The following is a 19,124-nucleotide window of genomic DNA, read 5'->3' on the forward strand; positions in this document are numbered from 1 at the left end:
CTCGGAAATCTTTTCTGTTATGAAGCGTATTTTCGTCGACCTCATCGTTCAATTTTTCGGTCTCTGCAATCACTTCGTCCGGAAAGAATAGGGGTAATTCAAACTGTTTGATCAGGGCTAACTCTTCGACTTTGGTGTCTCCTGCTGTACCAAGGATCTCGATTACTTTACCGCGTGGTCTTTTATTCATCTCACGATTACCCCAGTCTTCAATCTGGAGGTGTACTTTGTCATTAACTTTTGCTCCACCACGATCAGTAATATCGAAAGTTGTGTGGATTCTCGCCAGATCAGGAACAAGATAGTATCTGCCTTGATAGGCGTCGATATTGCCACTCAGCTTATCGTTAGCTCTCTTGACTATTTTAAGAACTTTTCCGTACAATAATCCACGTCTGCGATATTTGATCTCCACCCGGACTGTGTCACCATGATAAGCACTACTGATATCTTCACTATCGATAAATATATCACCATTCTTGTTATTAACGAAAGCATAAGAATATCCTCTGACCAAAGAACCAGCATCGAATTTTCCTTCAACAATCTTCTGTTGAGGTGAAGATTTAATGCCAAATTGTTTATTACGCAGGATGATCTTGCCATCTCGCTTAAGAGAGTTCATGATATCACGTAGTTCTCTATGCTCGTGTTTCCGTAATGGTAATAACTGGGTCAGATCTCTCAGGGAATAATAACTATTTCTATTCTTCTCTAAATAATCTATGATCAGCTTCTCTATCTCTTCTCGTCTATTCTTATTCGGCATTATCTGCGATTTCCTATCTTTCTTTCTAATAGCTTTAACAATTCTTCTTTCTCACTCTTATCTTTCGAGAACCGTAACGACTGACCACGATATTTATCAAGCCAGCGTGGTCGCAGGAAAGTTCCCAGCATTATTCCCTTGTCATCAGCATAGAAGCATCGAAAATCTTCATATCTCTTTTCTATTTTGATAGAAAGATAATAAACCTCAAATCGGTTCTCCATCATGATGTAACGGGTAGGTATAAAGTAGGGGAGAAGCTCAACAATAACTAAGATTATCCCCAGGATATAGAATAAGGGCATTTGCCATAAGACAATAGTTATATACCAGAGAATAGCAAAGATGGCAATTAAAATAAAGACGGCAAAAAGCGATTTCTGAGGATTCTCTCTTAAAGGGAAAGATTCCCATTCTAACAAGATCTCATTACTACTCGACATTCTGGATCATCTCCCGGCACTTTTCAATTTGTTCTTTGATAGCTAAGATTGAAGGAAAGACCTGCACATTATTGAATTTAGCACTCAAAGTCTGGATCTCTCTCTGCATCTCTTGAATAATGAAGTTCATCTTTTTACCGGTCTCCTGTCCATCTATTTTAAGGATTTCTGTCATCTTCTCAAGGTGATCACGCAAACGTACTATTTCTTCATTGATATCGTATTTATCTATGTAAAAAGAAACTTCGACCATTAAACGCTTTTCTATATCAGAATCTAAAGGAAATTTCAATACTTCCTCGATAACCTTTTTAAGTCGCTCATGCAAATCGGTTCGATACTGGGGGAGATGAGCTTCTATGGTAACTAATTCTTTAGCAATTCGTTCCATGGATGATTTGAGCCATTCTTTTACTATAGCCCCTTCTAAATAGGTCATTTTTAGGTATGATTCCAGGGCTTTTTGCAAGGTATTTTCAATGATTGATGTCATTTTTTCATCATTGTAACGCATTTTTCTCCTTCTTATCACACCTTCATACTTCAGTATTTCATCTATATCTGGCTCTTTATCAATCGTCATAGCTTCATAAGAATCTTTATGAATTCTTATTAATTGTTCTAATAACTCTTTATCCAGTTCCAAATCAGGTATGCTCTTATCCGTTGCCGTTACTGTTACATATACCTTGCCACGTTTGATCTTCTCGCTGACTTGCTTTCTGATCATAAATTCGAGATGATTGATCTCATTGTTGGTATATACACTCATATCTAAAAATCTATGGTTAAGACTTTTGATCTCTACATCAACTTCGTAAAATTCATCCTGAAATTTGCTATTTCCATAGCCGGTCATACTCTTCATTTTATATCTCCGTATCTCATTTTCTTTTCAATAAAATAACTAATACACCCTAAGGTTTACATAATATAGCTTATCATATCTTCTGGGTGGTTTGCCAAACTTCCTCTCTCTCGTATCTTTTTCATAGTTTTTAAATCTTGTTGATAAGTTTCCCTTTTAAAGTCCATCCGGTAGCATCAGTGATTTCTACTTTTTGGAATGAACCGATTAGATCTTTAGTTCCTGGGAAAACTACTATTTTAAAATCTCTGGTCTTTCCCGATAGTTCATCAGGGGACTTCTTACTGATTTTCTCGACATAAACTTCGACAATCTCATCTATCTTATCTCTATACTTACTTAATGTAATCTCATTTTGCAGTTTAATCATTCTATCTAATCTTTCCAGCTTAATTTCATCTGGTACATCATAAGATAATTTGTATGCAGCAGTACCCTCTCTGGGAGAGTATTTGAACATAAAAGCAAAATCAAACATTATGTCACGCATAGCTGCAATAGTTTTTGAAAATTGTTCTTCGGTTTCAGAAGGGAAGCCAGCTATAAGGTCTGTAGTTATTGCTATAGAAGGGATCTTTGACCTTAATTTATCGATTATTTTACGATAATGGGAGTAAGTATATCCCCTATTCATTTTACTAAGAATAGTATCATCACCCGATTGCATCGGGAGATGAAGATGTTCACAGATCTTTTCGTTCGAAGACATGACATCTATTAATTCATCAGAAAGGTCTTTAGGATGAGATGTTATAAATCTTATCCTTTCAATAGTTTCTATATTGTTCAGTTTTTCAAGTAATTGAGGAAAAGTTGTATCATTCCACTGGTAGGAATTGACATTTTGTCCTAAGAGCGTAATGTCTTTATAACCATCTAAACCGGCTTGATATGCTTCTTGCAAGATATCTTCAACAGGTCTGCTCCGCTCTTTACCTCGCAGATATGGGACGATGCAATATGAGCAATAATTATCACAACCACGCATAATCGTAATGAAGGCGTTTAAATCGCTTTTTCTGAGCGGTTTAAATTCCGAATACATTTCACTACTATCTTGCTTAGTTTTGCTGTTAAAATCGCTTTTAGGGCGTTTTAGTTTTAATACCTCGGGTAATTGACGATAACTATCAACTCCGACAACAAAGTCTACCCCATTAATCTGCTTTTGGAGCTTATCACCTAATCTCTGTGCCATGCAACCGATGATCCCGATCTTTAGGAGTGGTTTCAGTTGTTTTTTAGACATTTCATTGGATATTCTTCCTAAAACCCGTTCTTCAGCATGTTGTCTAACTGAGCAGGTATTAAAGATTATTATATCAGCATCGTCAATTGAAGATGCAGCAACAAATCCGTTTCCCTGCAAAATACTGCTCACTATTTCACTATCAGAGACATTCATCTGACAGCCATACGTTTCGATATAAAATTTATTCATGTAGTTTAATTAATGATGGTTGCTATGAAATTTCACTACCGGAAGGAATATCTTTGTCGGGCACTATTACAGATAGCCCCTTATCATCCGAAGCGGCGAGGATCATCCCCTGTGATTCCATACCGAATATCTTTCTCGGTTTCAGGTTCATGAGGATAACCACTTTCTTCCCTATAAGAGTTTCCGGCTCATAATACTGTGAGATACCGGCAACAACAGTCCTTTCTTCACTTCCTATCTTGATTCTCAATTTGAGTAATTTATCAGATTTTGGAACTGGTTCAGCTTCTAAAACTTCAGCTACTCTGATCTCCAGTTTTTGAAAGTCGTCATAGTCAATGATATCTTTGTGATTAATGTTTGTTTTATTATTATCATTATCATTTAACTTAGCGTTGGCATATAGTTTAGCTAACTGTTTGCTGATAATATCGTCTTCAATACGGGGAAATAGTGGAGAGCTCTCCCCTATCTCAAAAGATGCCGGTTCTTCCTCTAACTCCTTCCACTCCGGTCTGTTATGGAGTTTCATCGCATATCTTAACTCGAGCATTTTACGAGGAATAACGGGGTAGAGAACGATAGAGATATACTTCAATAGCACAAGACAGACATACAATGTCTCCTCTGCCCCATCGAGAGAGCTTTTTACCGCTTCCCAGGGTTTTCTTTCATCGAAGTATTTATTACCCAAGCGGGCAATATCCATAATAAGTTTGGTAGTCCTTCTCACCCGATAGTTTTGATAGCAATCATCGATCTCTGGCAACAGTGATTTAGCTTCCTGCAGTGTTTTTTGCGAATAGTCACTAAGATTTTCCGGTCTTTTTACCTTTCCTGCAAAATACTTGTGAGAGAAGACAAAAACCCTGTTAGCAAGGTTACCAAGTGTATTGGACAATTCACTGTTATTCTTATCCTGAAATTCTTTCCAGTTAAAATCACTATCTTTTGATTCCGGTGCGATAATAGCCAGATAATAGCGAAGAAGATCACCATGAAACTCTTGCAGGAAGTCATTAACCCAGATAGCCCAATTCTTGCTGGTAGATATTTTCTGCCCTTCCAGATTGAGAAATTCATTGGCTGGGATGTCGTGCGGCAGAACATATTGCTCCTTCTGCCCCATTAGAACAGCAGGCCAGAAGATAGCATGAAAGACATTGTTATCTTTGCCGATAAAATGAATCAGTTTAGTATCCTGATTGAGCCAGTAATCTTTCCATTTCTCAGGTTCTCCGATCTTTTCAGCCCATTCGATAGTAGAGGAAATGTAGCCAATAGGGGCGTCAAACCAGACATATAAGACCTTACCTTCCGCCTCTTCCAGAGGAACGGGTACTCCCCAATCAATATCTCTGGTAATGGCTCGTTCTTTTAACCCTTCGTCGAGCAGACCGAGAATGAACCGTAATATATTTTCTTTCCAATAGGTCTTCGACTGTAACCAGTTTCTGAGTTTATCTTGAAACGCCGGTAAATTAAGAAACCAATGTGAGGTCTCCTTGATCACAGGTTGATTGTGACATATCTTACATTTCGGTTCGATTAACGTGATAGTATCCATTAACTTACCACAGGCATCACATTGATCTCCTCGAGCACCGTTTTGTGAACAAAACGGACAAGTTCCCTCTACATATCTATCTGCTAAAAAACGATTACAATGCTCACAATAAAATTGCTGATTGGAATGAACATTAACATAATCTTTCTCCAGCAAACTAAGGAAAAACTTCTGAGCTATTTTGTGATGAACCGGTCTGGCAGTACCGGAAAAGTTATCGAAATCAATATCAAGACCGATAAAACTCTCTTTGATGCTCTTATGGAATCTTGCGACAATATCCTCAGGTTTTACACCTTCTTTTTCTGCCTGAATAGAGATCGGAGCGCCATGTTCATCTGTTCCACAGATATAGATTACATCTTTGTTGTTCAGCCGTAGATATCTGACAAAGATATCTGCCGGCAGATAGGCACCTGCTATGTGTCCGATATGTAAAGGTCCGTTGGCATAAGGTAGGGCACTTGTTACTAAAAATTTTTCCATTATTACTCCATTATCTATCTTCTGAATATAGAAATTGTTGGATCATTTAACATTTCCTTCAACTATAAAGGAATTATGAAAATACTCGATCAAATCGTGGTTCTCAGGTGTTTTGATATATAAAGTAAAACCGAGATGATTGCGAGTGAGCGAAAAGATTTCAATATTCTTCTCCTGAAGAGTTTGTATGACCTTTTCCAGTATCCCCATATCATTGATCATTCTTAATCCGGTAAAAGTGATTGAGCTTAGATTTCCGAGTTTGTTGTAGTTTCTAATATCTTCAGCAGCTAATTTTTTGGAGAGAACTTCTTCATTCTTCTCTTCAATGATTATTCTGAATAACTCAGTTTCCGGTATTGCATACTCTAAAATTTCCGGATTATTCATCTTCAAAGCAGATAACACTTTTCCTGTTTCTTCCTTTGTTAGTGCTATATCATAGCAGGTAAGATGGTTTCTACCTGTAATTGCTAATATTTTCTTCTCTTCCATTTCTAAATCCTTTTTAACTAATGTACCCGGAAGATCATTAAAAGACGATTTGATCTCCAGTTCTATATTGTACTTCATGGCAAATTCTACAGCTCTCGGATGAATGACCTTGCATCCGGCTCTAGCTAAATAGAGCATTTGATCGTAGTCAATACTATTAATCTTGCGAACATTGCTGATATTATATGGATCAGCGGTAAAGACTCCCTCAACATCAGTATAGATCTCACAGTTTTGAGCGTCAAGATAGCCGGCGAGAGCTACAGCCGTCGTATCAGAACCACCTCTGCCAAGGGTTGTTATCTCTTTATTGAGACTGACACCCTGATAACCGGCGACTATGACTATCTTATTTTTCTCTAATTCCTCTCTAATGCGAAACGCACTTACATTGATGATGCTGGCATTGCCATGACAATTATCGGTGATGATACCACTCTGAGAACCGGTAAAAGAAATTGCCGATGCTCCATATTTATGCAGAGCTATTGAGAGAAGAGACATGCTTATCCTCTCCCCTGCCGTAACCAGCATATCGAGCTCCCGCTGAAAAGGATTGCTGCTGATCTTATGAGCCAGAGAAAAGAGCTCATCTGTAGTCTTAGCCATTGCCGATACGACGACGACTAATTGATCCCCTTGTTGCCTCTCTTTCACAAGTTTAGCAGCCAGCTTTTCAATACGCTCAATAGTGCCGATTGAAGTTCCACCAAATTTCTTAACGATTATTGCCATAACATTTTAGAAAAATTTCAGAGCAATGATGTGTCAATAACTATTTGATATTGAGGAATAGCAAGTATCTTCCACGGATGGACACAGATTAAAAAAGATGAACACGAATAAAAGTAAGACGCACCGGCGGAAGGATAGCCAGGAAGATTTAATAAGATCTTTATCATGCCCTGTAAGGGTATGTAATAGGATAGCCAGACACTTCAGTGTCTGGGATAAGGATGACCTAATCCCCACCCACCACCCAAATGGAGCGGAGCTCCATTACCTGCGACTGAAGTCGCAGGCTATTATATAGCACCCATAAAGGGTGCTGTCAAAGTAAAGCGAGATATTTTTTTTGTCATCTCGACTGAAGCTTCCTTTCTATTGTCATCTCGACTGAAGCTTCCTTTCTATTGTCATCTCGACTGAAGCGAAGCGAAACGGAGAGATCTCATCACCGACTAACTTTTATCACAGTAATATAAGATCATGCCCCGATAGGGGTATGAAATATGATAGCCAGACACTTCAGTGTCTGGAATAATGATGACCTACCCGCCCCGCCACCCAAATGGAGCGGAGCTCCATTACCTTTATTATTTAACTATTCTGATCGATATTGGATAACGATAATCCTCACCTCTGCTGGCTGCTATTGTTGCCAAAATACAGAAGACGGTATCAAGAACTAAAACAACTACCAGTAACAGCACTCCAATGAGAATGGCAGTTAAGATAAATGAGACAATTAAGCCAATAATGACCGTGATTTGAAAGTTCAAAGCCTCTTTTGCCTGTTCTTTGGCATACGGTTGATCATTTAACACAAGGTATAAAATCAGAGGAGCAATAAAGCCGGTAAAAAGACCCAATAGATGGGCTAATAAAGCCATTGTGCGTTGATTTTGATTTGATTCCATTAGTAACCTCCATTTCTATACTTAAAGAGTAACAACTTACTCTTGAAGTTTTCTCATTAAAACCTGGATAGCAGTTTTCAATTGTTGATCATCGTCATTGATAATCTGTTCCGGTGAATGGTCAACAAATATATCGGGGGTGGCACCGCTACCTTCCATATTAATTCCGTCGAGAGTGTACCAGCCCGATCTTGGTAAACGCATTGACGAGCCGTCCATAAGCTGATAAGGGGTAGTTCCAATCACCCCACCGCTAGTTGGTACTCCAATCACTTTACCTAAGCCCAGCTGTTGAAAAAGAATAGGAAAGATCTCGGCATCAGAAAAAGAGTTCTCATTGATCAGGAGTACGAGTGGTTTTTCCCAGATCTGTCCGGGTGATTTAAACTGTTCGGAAGGAAATCCTCTGCTTGTAGTATAAGCTCGATATTCACGGGTTAGTATATCTAAAAGCGAACGGCTGATATTCCCTCCGCCATTGAAACGGACATCCAAGACTATCGCTTCTTTATCATAATTCTCTGCAAACAGATCGGTGGTAAATTGTTGTAAACTTGGTTGGTTCATGCGCCGGATATGAATATATCCCAACCGATTATCAGTTAAGTTATCCACTATTTCTCTTCGTTCGGCTACCCAATTTTCATAATAAAGATCATATTGTTGACCGTAAGAGAGACCCTTGATTTCAGCTTTTTTCAATCCCTGAGGTGTTCTGAATTCCAAGACGATTTTTTTGTCTATCTTACCGGCAAAAAGCGATTCAATGGAAGTTGAGGGTGTGATCTTAATCCCGTCAACACTGAGCAACAGGTCACCTGCTCGGATACCGTTTGCCTGATATAGTGAGGAATGACGATATATTTTTTTTACTTGAATACCTTCATTAAGTCTATTCGAGTAATCTAAGACCAATCCCGTATAAGCAGCCCTGACTATATCGACACCATTAGCAGAACGAGGATAGAAGCCGGTGTGAGAGGCATTAAGCTCTCCGATCATTTCATCTACTACATAAGAGAGATAATCGGTAATATAGCTGTATTGCACATAGGGACGATATCTCTGATACATCTCAACCCAATCTCTATCGTGCATTTGATAGTCATAAAAGTTACGACCGAATTCGACCCAAAGCTCATCAAATACTCTTTTATTTAGCTCTAACTCGTTATACTCATATTCGAATTCGTTGGTGATCATATCTCTTCTACGTGTCGACGGATTGATCCTATATAGTGTTTCATCAATTACAGCATAGAAATTTTTATTTGCTTCGTTATATTGCCAGTTGCTGACATTACCTGTGAAACTGATAATCTCTTCATCATTTCTGCCATAATAATCGATCTTTCTTAATGTATAAGTATTGCGCTGCTGGTTTACATAGTAAAGAGTAGAATCACAAATAACATGCGCAACATAATTAGTTCCTGATCTGGAACTAATTATGTTTATTCTGCTTCTAAGACCCTCAAATTCGACTTTTATCTCCACTTCTTCGGAAGTATCGTTCTTGCCCGATTCCTTCTCAATTTCTGGTTCAAGGATCTCTTGCCAATTATCTTTCTCTTTATAAAAATCAGGGATCGGTAAAAGGTCCAACCGAGCCAGATCGCTGCCCCAAGTCATAAAAAGAGATTTCATATCATGACCAAGAAAGAGATTACCGATATACTCGGAATGATTTAGCAATAACTTGCTGGTTTTGTTCTGCATATCATAGAGATAGAGATGCCTTGACCAAACCTGGCGACGAGTAGTGACATAAAAGGCATATTTGGCGTCTGGTGTTACTGCTATGAATCTTGACCAGACAGGAAACTCTTCCATAATATCGAAGATCTCACCGGTGTTGGTTTCCATCAAAGCAACCTTCCACCGGTCTTCTCCGATCTCATAATGGATCGCTAAAAAATTGTTGAATAAGGGATAAATATATTGAATGTACTTCCCTTCAGACCAGAGATTTTTCACAATATTATCCGGGTCTTGGATATCAACTGAATAGAGGTGAGGAGTTCCCTGATCCCGCATGAGAAAATAGATAGTGCGATTGTCAGGTAAGATAACAATATCTTCGATCCCTTTTTTATCAAAAGTAAGCTGCTTTACCTCTCCCCCCTTTTCCGGCATGGCAAAGAGATCAAATTTATAGGAAAAGGCGATAAACTTACCATCCGGAGAAACAGCGAAATTTTTCATCTTGTTAAAATACTTCTCTCTGACCTGATAGTTACTAAGAAAATCCTGACGGATGATAATATCGATCTTCTCCACAATCCCAATCTCCGCATCATAACGATAGATGGCATCGAATTTCTCAAAAACAAGCCGATCCTTTTGACGCGCAATGGAGATATCCCTTAATGACCATGTTGCAAAATTGGTTAATTGTTCCTGATTAGCAAAATCGTAGTTTTCTGTTCTAAATAATTGGAATAGCTGTCCGTCAGAAGCACCATAATATATATGTGGGCTTACATGGGAATAGACCGGGTATCTTTCAGTTAGATCAGTGTTTGTTAATTGAGTATAGGAGTCATTAACAATATCATATTCCCACAGATCACCACTAACGCTACCTCTATAGGCAGGTCTATAAGGCATTCCGCGAATATTAAAGACTATCTTGGTATTGTCAGGAGATAATTTCGCAAAATGATTACCGACCGGTGTGATTTCTCGAGCCCTTGTTCCGTCTAAGTAAACTTCATAAAGACCAGTACCTGTCTGCATCTCATTGCGAGTTCCCAATATTCTTTGACTATCATTAAACCAGTCACTGACTGAATTCACATCCCTGCTGACCAGTTCTGCCTGACCCCCTTCGGCTGGGATAATATAGATGCCGTTAAATCCTTCCCGGTTGGAACTGAAAGCGATCCATTTCCCGTCAGGCGAGAAAGAGGGTGCTCGATCATCTCCTGCAGAGACTGTAATGCGTTTCGCTTCTCCGCCTGCAAATGGCACTAACCAGAGGTCTGTCATATAAGAGAAACAAACAGTTTCACCATCGGGTGAGATTGCCGGATCTCTCATGAATTTCGGTTCGATTGCCCCTAACGTAAAGATGAATAAGATTGATATTATTGTTATTAGACTCTTCATTGATTTTTCCTATTTATTTATTTTATTTAACTATCGTTATTTCAGTTTCAGGACGTAGTCCGTGAGCTTTGAAAATCGATTTGGACATCTTGTCAATTAAATTGATAACATCAATAGCCCTCCCCTTTCCCAAGTTTATGATAATATTTCCATGATATGGAGATATCATAGCATCTCCCGACCTTGTCCCTTTCATACCCAGCTCATCAATGATTTGACCAATAGGTTTACCAAGCTCCCTAATGTTCTTGAATACCGAACCTGCAGAAGGAAATTCGAAATGCCGATATTTATTCCGTTGTTTTTCGATTTCCCGCAATCTTATTTGTTGAGAATTTTTTGTTTTCAATCTCACGACCAGTTCTTTAAAGAAGTCAAAAAAAACTGATAAAGAAGCTGTATAGTTACTTTCGGTCTGTAAGAAGTTTCTGATCACTTCCAGCTTTACGCCAGAGATCTTAGCGTTCTCAGGTAGTGTGAGTCTGGCAGAGATTATTAACCACGGTTTTTTCTGGAATATTGATATTTTATATCCATATTCACAATCTGCAACATTGATGGTCTGTATTCCTCTGTTCAAGTCATTAAGATCTATATACTTGATCTCTCTTACTATCTGAGACATCTCTCTTTCAAAGTAGCGGGCATTGATATATAAACCGGCTCCTATACTGCCGGGCAGAAGATAAGTAAAATCGAAATCTTCTGTTCCCAGAAGTGACCCAATAACAGCCAACATTGAAAGCGGCATTCCGCATAAGGTTATCAACTGCTCTTCTTCAATCTGGAAAGAATTCATTTTCTTCAATGAGATGAAACAGGTCGCTTTATCAGGAGTATCAGGAAATAAGAGATTTGAACCAAAGCCGAAGAAGAAGGGTTGTAAACTATTCTTTCTTGTGAATTCCAATACATTCAGTAACTCTTCATAGTTTTCCGGTTCAGCAAAGAACTTAGCCCTACCCCCTATCTGAAAAGAGCAGTGACTCTTTAACGGAACATTTCGTTTTATAATTTCAATCTCTTTTTTCATCTATCAACTTTTCAATTCTTTTTCCGTCATTATCGTTTCTCTAACTATATCGTATTTCCCTGTATCTTCACGATCTATAGAAAAGACACTGAGTAAGATATCGAAAACACTTGCTCCGGCGATTCTTTTCTCAATGTTAAGGCAGTTATTAGTGATTAAGATACCTGTAATTAGTTCCTTCAGATCAAGCTCTCTTATCTTCCCTTTTCTTTCCTTACTGAAATAACAATTGGTTTTACTCTCATACTCAGTGAGCTTGTTAGTGAAATAAGCTAATTCATTAGCATGGAAACTGACTTTTATTTTCTCATAAGTGTAATCGTCTAATTTAGGTAGCTCATCCAGATCAGGTTGATAAACATTCAGCCATTCCCAATCCTTGATCGGTGTTTTTAGAAAAGCTTGTAATATATCAGAATTTTTCAAAGGTTTTTCCAGTTCAAAATCGAAAACTTCGTTTTTCCCTTCTACTCCGACAGGTAGAGGGGGACCGAAATGTATTTTAGGATGAATATTATAACCCTGAGTATAAACAATTGGAAGACCTGTCATTCTGAGCAATCTGTGTAACATACGCAGTGTATCTAAATGAGAAACAAAACGGAGTAGTCCTGTTTTCGAGTATTTTATCCGATATTTAAATCCCGGCTTATTCTCTCGCAAAGGTTTATTTAAAATTAGTTCAGGATTTCGATAATAGACCGCATAAGAGGGTTTGATGTCTTGAGTGCAAATACCACATTCCGAGCAACTGCTTGTACGGCAATCTTCGGTGATACTACCTTGTTGAGCTTTATGGTATTCAGAGCGGAGAAATTCTTTATCAATTCCGGTATCAATATGTTCCCAAGGTAGTTCTTGATCAAGTGTCAATCCTTTTCTGAATTGATTCAGATCAATATCTAACTGATCTGCTGATTTTATCCAAACAGAAAAATCAAAGCATTCATTCCATCCGTCAAAACATGCTCCATTCTTATATGCCTGATAAATCAGCTCACCTACTTCTCTGTTTCCTCTGTTCAAGATACACTCTAAGAAAGATGAATCGACATCATGATATTTTATCTTGATCCGCTTATATCTGTTTAAGCGATTCTTTATCTGAAAAATTCTATTTAATAATACCTCTTGCGACGGCATCTCAGCCCATTGAAAAGGTGTATGAGGTTTAGGTATGAAGGGAGAAATAGTAATATTGACATTCAGTTTCTTTTCTGAAATAGTCATAATCCGGTCTATTAGCACACCAATCTCGGCAATATCATCGTCTGTTTCCCAGGGGAGACCGATCATGAAATAGAGTTTAAGGATTTTCCATTTATTTGCGACTGCTAATTTTACCAGTTCCAGGATCTGTTCTTCAGAGATGTCTTTATTGATGATGTTTCTTAACCGTTGTGAACCTGCCTCAGGGGCTATTGTGATCCCATTTTGTTTCAATGAATTCATCAGTTTCAGGATATTATCGTCAATACTATCAGCTCTCAAGGAGGGGAGCGATAGATCAGTTTCGGATTGATGAAGTTCAGAATATAATTCGATAAGGAGTGGTTTTATGCAGGAGTAGTCAGCAGATGAGAGTGATAGGAGAGCTGCCTCTTCCCAACCCTGTTGTTTGACCTCTTTTAACAACTGATCGACTATATCTTCGACTTTTCTCTCCCGTACAGGTCTATAAAAGAAACCGGCAAAACAAAAACGGCAACCACGACTACAGCCACGCATAATTTCAGCGATATATCTATCATGAGTCGCTTGCTGCCAAGATACGAGTTGATCAGTATAGGTCTTACCTATCTCAAAATCAAGATACTTGCGAACTTTTACTTTCTCCGGGTAATTGCCTGTTATGGGCATGACGGTTTGAGCGACTTTTTTATATAGAGCCGGAACATAGACACCTTCTAATTCTTGTAAGAGTTTTAGGGTCTTCTCTCGAGAGAATTTCTCTTTTTTCGCACTTAAAAGTACATTCTTGATCTCGATGATCCCCTCTTCTGCCTCACCGATAAAGAAGGCATCGAAAAAGGGAGCCAACGGTTCGGGATTTGCTGCGCCTAAACCTCCGGCTATGATCAGGGGATGACTTTCATTTCTCTCTATAGTTCGAAGTGGTATTTTAGCTAAGTCCAGCATCATTAGGATATTTGTATATGTTAATTCCGATTGCAGTGTAAAACCGATAACATCAAAGTCATGAAGGGCTATCCCGTTTTCCAGAGAATAAAGCGGGATTCTCTTCTCTTTTAATTTAGTGGCAAAATCAACCCAGGGAGCATATACTCTGTCTGCTGTACTATCCGATTCTTTGTTAAGTATAGAATAGAGGATCTTCAACCCGAGATGAGAAAACCCGACTTCATAAAGATCAGGGAAAGCTAAACAGAAGTTAACTTTTTCGGGATGAGGTTGCTTATGATAACTATTGATCTCCCTGTTGATATATCTGGATGGTTTGTTCACCGCTGGGAGTATTTCTGAGAAAGCTACTTTATTATACGAATTTTTTATGCTATTCATTATTCATTGAGTAAAAGTGTAACTAAACTATTCAATCTATCAGAACAAAAAATGGTTAGATCTCTTAAGGATATCTGACTAAAAGGAGCATACATATCTGGTAAAATATTCTCTGTTATTATCTCCACCAATGTTTTCGTTGCATATATTATAGTAGGTCAGATAATCAGTTCTATCTGTGGTATAAGTCATGAACCTTATCGGTTCTTCTGAGTCGCTACCGGACAAATTATCTTCAGGATCTGAGGGATAGATCGTATTGTATGTATTAATATCCAAGTTTTCTGAGTCCTGTTCCAATGGTTCATCTTCTTGCAGTGGTTCCGGTTCTTCTACCGGTGTTGGGGTTCTGGAGAAAGGCCAGGAGATCTTCTCACTTTCATACAAAGTCACGACAGCATAAGTGAGTACGGCAATAAGGATGATCAACAATATAACCAGAAAGAAGTTCTTATGGATAAGGATTGTTTTGGGATGGAGTATTTCATTCGATTGCCGTGGGGCTTTTATATCAATTTTTGGTGCTTTATTAAGTAAGGTATCTATTTCTCTCTGGCTCAATCCCAAAACACGAGCATAAGTAGTTATCAATATCTTTGTGTAACCATCACCACCCAGAGATGAAAAATTGTTACTTTCCATGTTCTTGAGGGTATTGACATGCAGTTTCGTCTTGGATGAAACTTCATCTAAACTCAGCCCTTTTTCTTTTCTCTTCTCTTGTAAATAATTCCCGATATTTTCCATATTACCTCAAATTCTTGATTAAAATGATCCCGAACACAATGCCTGCTCCGTTATAAGCCATATCATGCCAACTCCAACGGGTTTTCTTGATATGCTTATCACTGAACTCTTTACTGAAACCGAGAAAAGTGGTCAAGCTAATTGAGTATAAATAACTATTATTTTCTGACTGATTCAGTATATCATTACTAAAGCCATAATTCCAATATGTTAAGAAGGCACTGGTCATGAAATGCATTGCCTTGTCTTTCCCTAACCATTCCGACCGGGCTTGCAGTGAAGCAGTAAAGAATATTGCTATGAGTAGCAGTAATAACAGACTTTTGATTAGCATTTCAAGATATCATTGGGATTTAATTGACCCTCAAAAACAAAACCGACAGAACCTAACAACCGACAACTGTTTTCTTGATGATTCAAATTGACAGTTACTCTGCCACCGGGAAAGATCACGGTTACTTCTGTATCAAGAAAGCCGAGATGAAAACCGGCATAAACAGCTGCACAGGCACCTGTCCCACAGGCAAGTGTTTCACCGGTACCTCTCTCCCAAACGCGTACTGCGACCTTTCTCGGATTGATGATCTTGACCAGTTCTAAGTTGATTCCCTCTTTAAATGTTGCATCTTGTGTAATATCTGGTCCAATTCGTTGTATCAGATCGGTATTGGTAATATCAGCTCCATACTCCTGAAAACGATCGATTACTACAAAATGAGGGTTTCCAACAGAGACCGGTAACCCTATCCATTTATCTACATTGATGAGATTCTCTATTGGATCTACATCTTTAGTATGACCGTATAATATTGTCTGGATGTTATTAACGGCGATGCTCACTTCATATTTATCATCGAGATAGACAACAGTACCATTCACGATGCCGGCGGCAGTTTTTATCGAGTAGTTTTTCTTAGAATCGTTACTTTTTTTGTAGAGAAGTGCCATTACCGATCTTAAAGCAGACCCGCAAGTTTCCGCTTCACTACCATCGGCATTCCAAATTCTCAGATGAGCATCTGATTCGGTATCAGGAAGCAAAAAAACTATACCATCGGCTCCTACACCAAAATTCTTGTCTGAAACAGATATGGCAAATTTCGGTATATCAAACACAGGAGGACTCTTTTCCAGGAAATCAAAAAATATGTAACTGTTACCCTGTGCCTGCATCTTAGTAAAGTGTAAGTTCACTTGATTGTCATTCATAATATTCTCACTACTCAATCCTATTTATTTTGTAAAATTTCATTGAATATCTCTTGAAACTCGAAAACACCCTTTTTGTCTTTTATCCAGTGGGCTGCTTTCAGAGCACCAACAGCAAAACCTTCTCTGTTACGAGCGGTATGTTTGAGTTCTATTGTATCGAAAGGGGAATCGAAACCAATGATATGAGTTCCGGGAATACTACCGCCACGAATACTAGCGAAGTGAAATTCATCTTCGGATATTTTACGATTTAAACGATCAAATTGAGCAGTTTTCTTAGCTGGGAAATTTGATAAAATGATCTCAGCCAGTTCACGGGCAGTGCCTGAAGGGCTATCGGCTTTCTTCTTATGATGGAGCTCATAACCAAAAACATCATAGATTTCTGCTTTGGACATTATCTTGGAGCAATATTCTGTGATCAGAAAGAAGAGATTCATCCCCAGTGAAAAATTACCGGCATATACTAGCCCCCTGTCATGCATACGAACTAAATTCTCGATATTAGATAGATTATCATACCATCCGGTAGTGCCTATGACCATGTTTTTCCCGGCAGAGCAGATTAACTCAACGTTGTGAAGAACTGTTTCCGGTAAGGAAAAATCAAGGCAGACATCAACATCTTGGAAGAAGGAATCATCAATATCTTCGTTGAATTTGTCACTGTTAGGATCGAAAATCTTTACTACTTGACAGTCGTTTTGGGGAGCAAGCTTTTCCAGCATCTGCCCCATTTGACCATACCCGAAAAGAGCTATTCGTAACATCAATTCTTCCTCTCAGCATAAAGTCGCAGAAACTCTTTTACCCATAAAACACCATTTTTCAGATCTGTAATGCTGATATTTTCCTGTAGGGTATGGACATCTTTCATCCCCGTACCAATAACGATCGTCTTGATCCCGTGAAGATTCAATATATTGGCATCACTGCCACCGCCACCCTTATAAACACTGTCGGGAAACTTCAGGTTCTGTGATGCTTGACGTGCCAACAGGATCAATGGATCTTCCGGATCAATATAAAATGTTGAGTAACTCTTATCTATTTCGATATCAACTTTTGCTTGAGTTCCATTAACTTTATGTTTTGTTACTACATCTCGGAAGATATCTGAGATATCATTTGATAATTTGGTTAATTTCTCTTCATTATGAGATCGTGCTTCCCCTTTGATCTCTACCAAATCCGGAACAATATTAGTTGCTGCACCACCGGAAATAATTCCTATGTTACAAGTTGTTTCTTTGTCAATTCTACCTAAAGGGATAGCAGCAATAGCTTCAGAAGCTATTCTAATCGCATTCAATCCCTTTTCCGGTTCGACACCGGCATGCGCCTTCTTGCCATGCACCTTAAAACGGAGGTTGTTCTGAGATGGTGCTCCGTTCATGATCGTTCCTACATCATGAGAATCAAAAGTCAGGCATTCTTTGGCTTTTAACATTGAAAAATCACAATTTTTAGCACCACATAGACCGATCTCTTCTGAGACAGTAAATAGTATTTCAATGGAGGGATAGTTCTCGTTGTTTTCGATTAATTCCTTTATTGCCCAGATTATCTGAACAATTCCCGATTTATCGTCTGCTCCCAAGATAGTAGTGCCGTCTGATTTGATCAAATCACCATCAACAACGGGTTTAATCCCCCTTCCTGGTACTACTGTGTCGAGATGGGCACATAGAAGAATAGGTGGAGTTGTCTTTTCCCCGGAGAAAGAAGCAATGAGGTTTCCGGTTGTACCCCCCGTCTTCTCAGCAGCATGATCAAAACGAACTTTGGCTCCTAATTTTTTCAGATCTGATTTGAGTTTTTGAGCGAGAGGTAGCTCATTTTTTGATTCACTATCAATTTGTACAAGTGTTAAAAAGTAATCGATAAGCGATTTTTCCATTCATTTGTCCCTTGATCGGAGTATTTCACTTTTTACACAATTTAAGTGAATAATCTGATGTCAAGAAATAATCAGACTAATCTTTACATCCCCTAATTTCTTTTTCAGAATCTAACATTGTCACTCTGAGCGTTCTGCACCTTTTACTTCGTAGCTTTTCCTCACCAATGGACTTGCTTCTCCTTCCTCCGGTGCGTCTAATTTTAATCCGTGTAAATCTTTTTTCATCAGTGTACATTCGTGGTTAATGCTTGCTCTACTTCCAATGGACTTGCTTCTCCTTCCTCCGGTGCGTCTAATTTTAATCAGTGTAAATCTTTTTTCATCAGTGTACATTCGTGGTTAATGCTTGCTCTACTTCCAATGGACTTGCTATTCCTACTTTATGTTTTCCCTAACCCCTAATACCTCTGATTCCCGTATAACTGCCATTTACCCTCATCACGGATGAAGTAAGAGATATCACCATATTCCTCAGATGGTTCCTCTGTTACTACAGTTGAATCGGGAGCAATTAGGGTCATATCAAACGATACGAAAGCAGAATTCTGACTTATAGCTATTTCTCTATTATCGATCTGCATGGTATTAAAATGGAGTAATCTAATTTGCCAGACATAAGACTGATCGATCTTGTCATTCCCGTTATGCAGAAAATCTTGATGAATAAAATCAATGATCTTTTCCGGATCATAAGTAAATACAGCGTCTTCGATATCATCAAGGATCTGGTTGATCTGTATTCTGGATGCCGCTTCCGGTTTCGTTACTTCGGAACATGCGACAAATAACCCGATCAGTATTACTAATATCAAGCTGCTCAGTACTTGTTCTTTTTTCATTCTCATAACCTTTCCTTTATTCCATTTGCTCAGGTTCATTTCCCCCG

General features: G+C 38.6%; 16 protein-coding genes. All 16 read right to left on the reverse strand.

Going from position 1 to position 19,124, the window contains the following annotated elements; all coding sequences use genetic code 11:
* Window positions 1-769: hypothetical protein (locus tag K0B81_08740; protein MBW6516681.1), on the reverse strand; the 769-nt coding region annotated here is incomplete at its 3' end.
* A complete protein-coding gene (locus tag K0B81_08745; protein MBW6516682.1) occupies window positions 769-1,212 on the reverse strand; it encodes a hypothetical protein in 444 nt (147 codons plus the stop codon). The genes K0B81_08745 and K0B81_08740, both read right to left, overlap by 1 nt.
* Entirely contained in the window at window positions 1,202-2,080 is an 879-nt protein-coding gene (locus K0B81_08750) for a YicC family protein (GenBank protein ID MBW6516683.1), read from the reverse strand. The genes K0B81_08745 and K0B81_08750 overlap by 11 nt, the downstream gene beginning before the upstream one ends.
* 130 nt (window positions 2,081-2,210) lie before the next feature.
* Complete coding sequence (miaB, locus tag K0B81_08755) at window positions 2,211-3,521, reverse strand: tRNA (N6-isopentenyl adenosine(37)-C2)-methylthiotransferase MiaB (protein ID MBW6516684.1); 1,311 nt, start codon at window positions 3,519-3,521, stop codon at window positions 2,211-2,213.
* Window positions 3,522-3,543: 22 nt separating this feature from the next.
* Window positions 3,544-5,574, reverse strand: coding sequence for a methionine--tRNA ligase (metG, locus tag K0B81_08760; GenBank protein MBW6516685.1), 2,031 nt, complete (start codon window positions 5,572-5,574; stop codon window positions 3,544-3,546).
* A 42-nt stretch (window positions 5,575-5,616) separates the two neighbouring features.
* Window positions 5,617-6,804 carry an aspartate kinase gene (locus tag K0B81_08765; protein ID MBW6516686.1) on the reverse strand — a complete coding sequence of 396 codons (1,188 nt, stop codon included), beginning with the start codon at window positions 6,802-6,804 and terminating at the stop codon, window positions 5,617-5,619.
* 581 nt (window positions 6,805-7,385) lie between these two features.
* Entirely contained in the window at window positions 7,386-7,709 is a 324-nt protein-coding gene (locus K0B81_08770) for a DUF4870 domain-containing protein (protein ID MBW6516687.1), read from the reverse strand.
* Window positions 7,710-7,745: 36 nt separating this feature from the next.
* Window positions 7,746-10,820: a PDZ domain-containing protein gene (locus tag K0B81_08775; GenBank protein ID MBW6516688.1), complete on the reverse strand. Its 3,075-nt coding sequence runs from the start codon at window positions 10,818-10,820 to the stop codon at window positions 7,746-7,748.
* 22 nt (window positions 10,821-10,842) lie between these two features.
* On the reverse strand, window positions 10,843-11,853 hold the full coding sequence (gene murB / locus K0B81_08780; GenBank protein MBW6516689.1) for a UDP-N-acetylmuramate dehydrogenase: 1,011 nt from the start codon (window positions 11,851-11,853) through the stop codon (window positions 10,843-10,845).
* Window positions 11,854-11,856: 3 nt separating this feature from the next.
* Window positions 11,857-14,376, reverse strand: a complete 2,520-nt coding sequence (locus K0B81_08785; GenBank protein MBW6516690.1) for a TIGR03960 family B12-binding radical SAM protein — start codon at window positions 14,374-14,376, stop codon at window positions 11,857-11,859.
* Window positions 14,377-14,454: 78 nt separating this feature from the next.
* Complete coding sequence (locus K0B81_08790) at window positions 14,455-15,123, reverse strand: helix-turn-helix domain-containing protein (protein MBW6516691.1); 669 nt, start codon at window positions 15,121-15,123, stop codon at window positions 14,455-14,457.
* Window position 15,124: 1 nt separating this feature from the next.
* Entirely contained in the window at window positions 15,125-15,457 is a 333-nt protein-coding gene (locus K0B81_08795) for a hypothetical protein (protein ID MBW6516692.1), read from the reverse strand.
* Window positions 15,451-16,332, reverse strand: a complete 882-nt coding sequence (gene dapF, locus K0B81_08800) for a diaminopimelate epimerase (protein MBW6516693.1) — start codon at window positions 16,330-16,332, stop codon at window positions 15,451-15,453. Before dapF ends, K0B81_08795 begins: the two co-directional genes overlap by 7 nt.
* 20 nt (window positions 16,333-16,352) lie before the next feature.
* On the reverse strand, window positions 16,353-17,108 hold the full coding sequence (gene dapB / locus K0B81_08805) for a 4-hydroxy-tetrahydrodipicolinate reductase (GenBank protein MBW6516694.1): 756 nt from the start codon (window positions 17,106-17,108) through the stop codon (window positions 16,353-16,355).
* Complete coding sequence (locus tag K0B81_08810; protein MBW6516695.1) at window positions 17,105-18,235, reverse strand: M20/M25/M40 family metallo-hydrolase; 1,131 nt, start codon at window positions 18,233-18,235, stop codon at window positions 17,105-17,107. Before K0B81_08810 ends, dapB begins: the two co-directional genes overlap by 4 nt.
* A 401-nt stretch (window positions 18,236-18,636) precedes the next feature.
* On the reverse strand, window positions 18,637-19,124 hold a 488-nt coding region (locus K0B81_08815), incomplete at its 5' end, for a nuclear transport factor 2 family protein (protein ID MBW6516696.1).

The sequence above is a fragment of the Candidatus Cloacimonadota bacterium genome (assembly GCA_019429305.1).
Lineage (GTDB): Bacteria > Cloacimonadota > Cloacimonadia > Cloacimonadales > JAJBBL01 > JAHYIR01.

Coding starts and splice junctions, on each gene's coding strand:
- K0B81_08745 (MBW6516682.1), bottom strand. CDS start 1,212: ATGTCGAGTAGTAATGAGATCTTGTTAGAATGGGAATCTTTCCCTTTA.
- dapF (MBW6516693.1), bottom strand. CDS start 16,332: ATGAATGACAATCAAGTGAACTTACACTTTACTAAGATGCAGGCACAG.
- K0B81_08765 (MBW6516686.1), bottom strand. CDS start 6,804: ATGGCAATAATCGTTAAGAAATTTGGTGGAACTTCAATCGGCACTATT.
- K0B81_08785 (MBW6516690.1), bottom strand. CDS start 14,376: ATGAATAGCATAAAAAATTCGTATAATAAAGTAGCTTTCTCAGAAATA.
- K0B81_08790 (MBW6516691.1), bottom strand. CDS start 15,123: ATGGAAAATATCGGGAATTATTTACAAGAGAAGAGAAAAGAAAAAGGG.
- metG (MBW6516685.1), bottom strand. CDS start 5,574: ATGGAAAAATTTTTAGTAACAAGTGCCCTACCTTATGCCAACGGACCT.
- K0B81_08810 (MBW6516695.1), bottom strand. CDS start 18,235: ATGGAAAAATCGCTTATCGATTACTTTTTAACACTTGTACAAATTGAT.
- K0B81_08775 (MBW6516688.1), bottom strand. CDS start 10,820: ATGAAGAGTCTAATAACAATAATATCAATCTTATTCATCTTTACGTTA.
- miaB (MBW6516684.1), bottom strand. CDS start 3,521: ATGAATAAATTTTATATCGAAACGTATGGCTGTCAGATGAATGTCTCT.
- K0B81_08750 (MBW6516683.1), bottom strand. CDS start 2,080: ATGAAGAGTATGACCGGCTATGGAAATAGCAAATTTCAGGATGAATTT.
- K0B81_08795 (MBW6516692.1), bottom strand. CDS start 15,457: ATGCTAATCAAAAGTCTGTTATTACTGCTACTCATAGCAATATTCTTT.
- K0B81_08770 (MBW6516687.1), bottom strand. CDS start 7,709: ATGGAATCAAATCAAAATCAACGCACAATGGCTTTATTAGCCCATCTA.
- murB (MBW6516689.1), bottom strand. CDS start 11,853: ATGAAAAAAGAGATTGAAATTATAAAACGAAATGTTCCGTTAAAGAGT.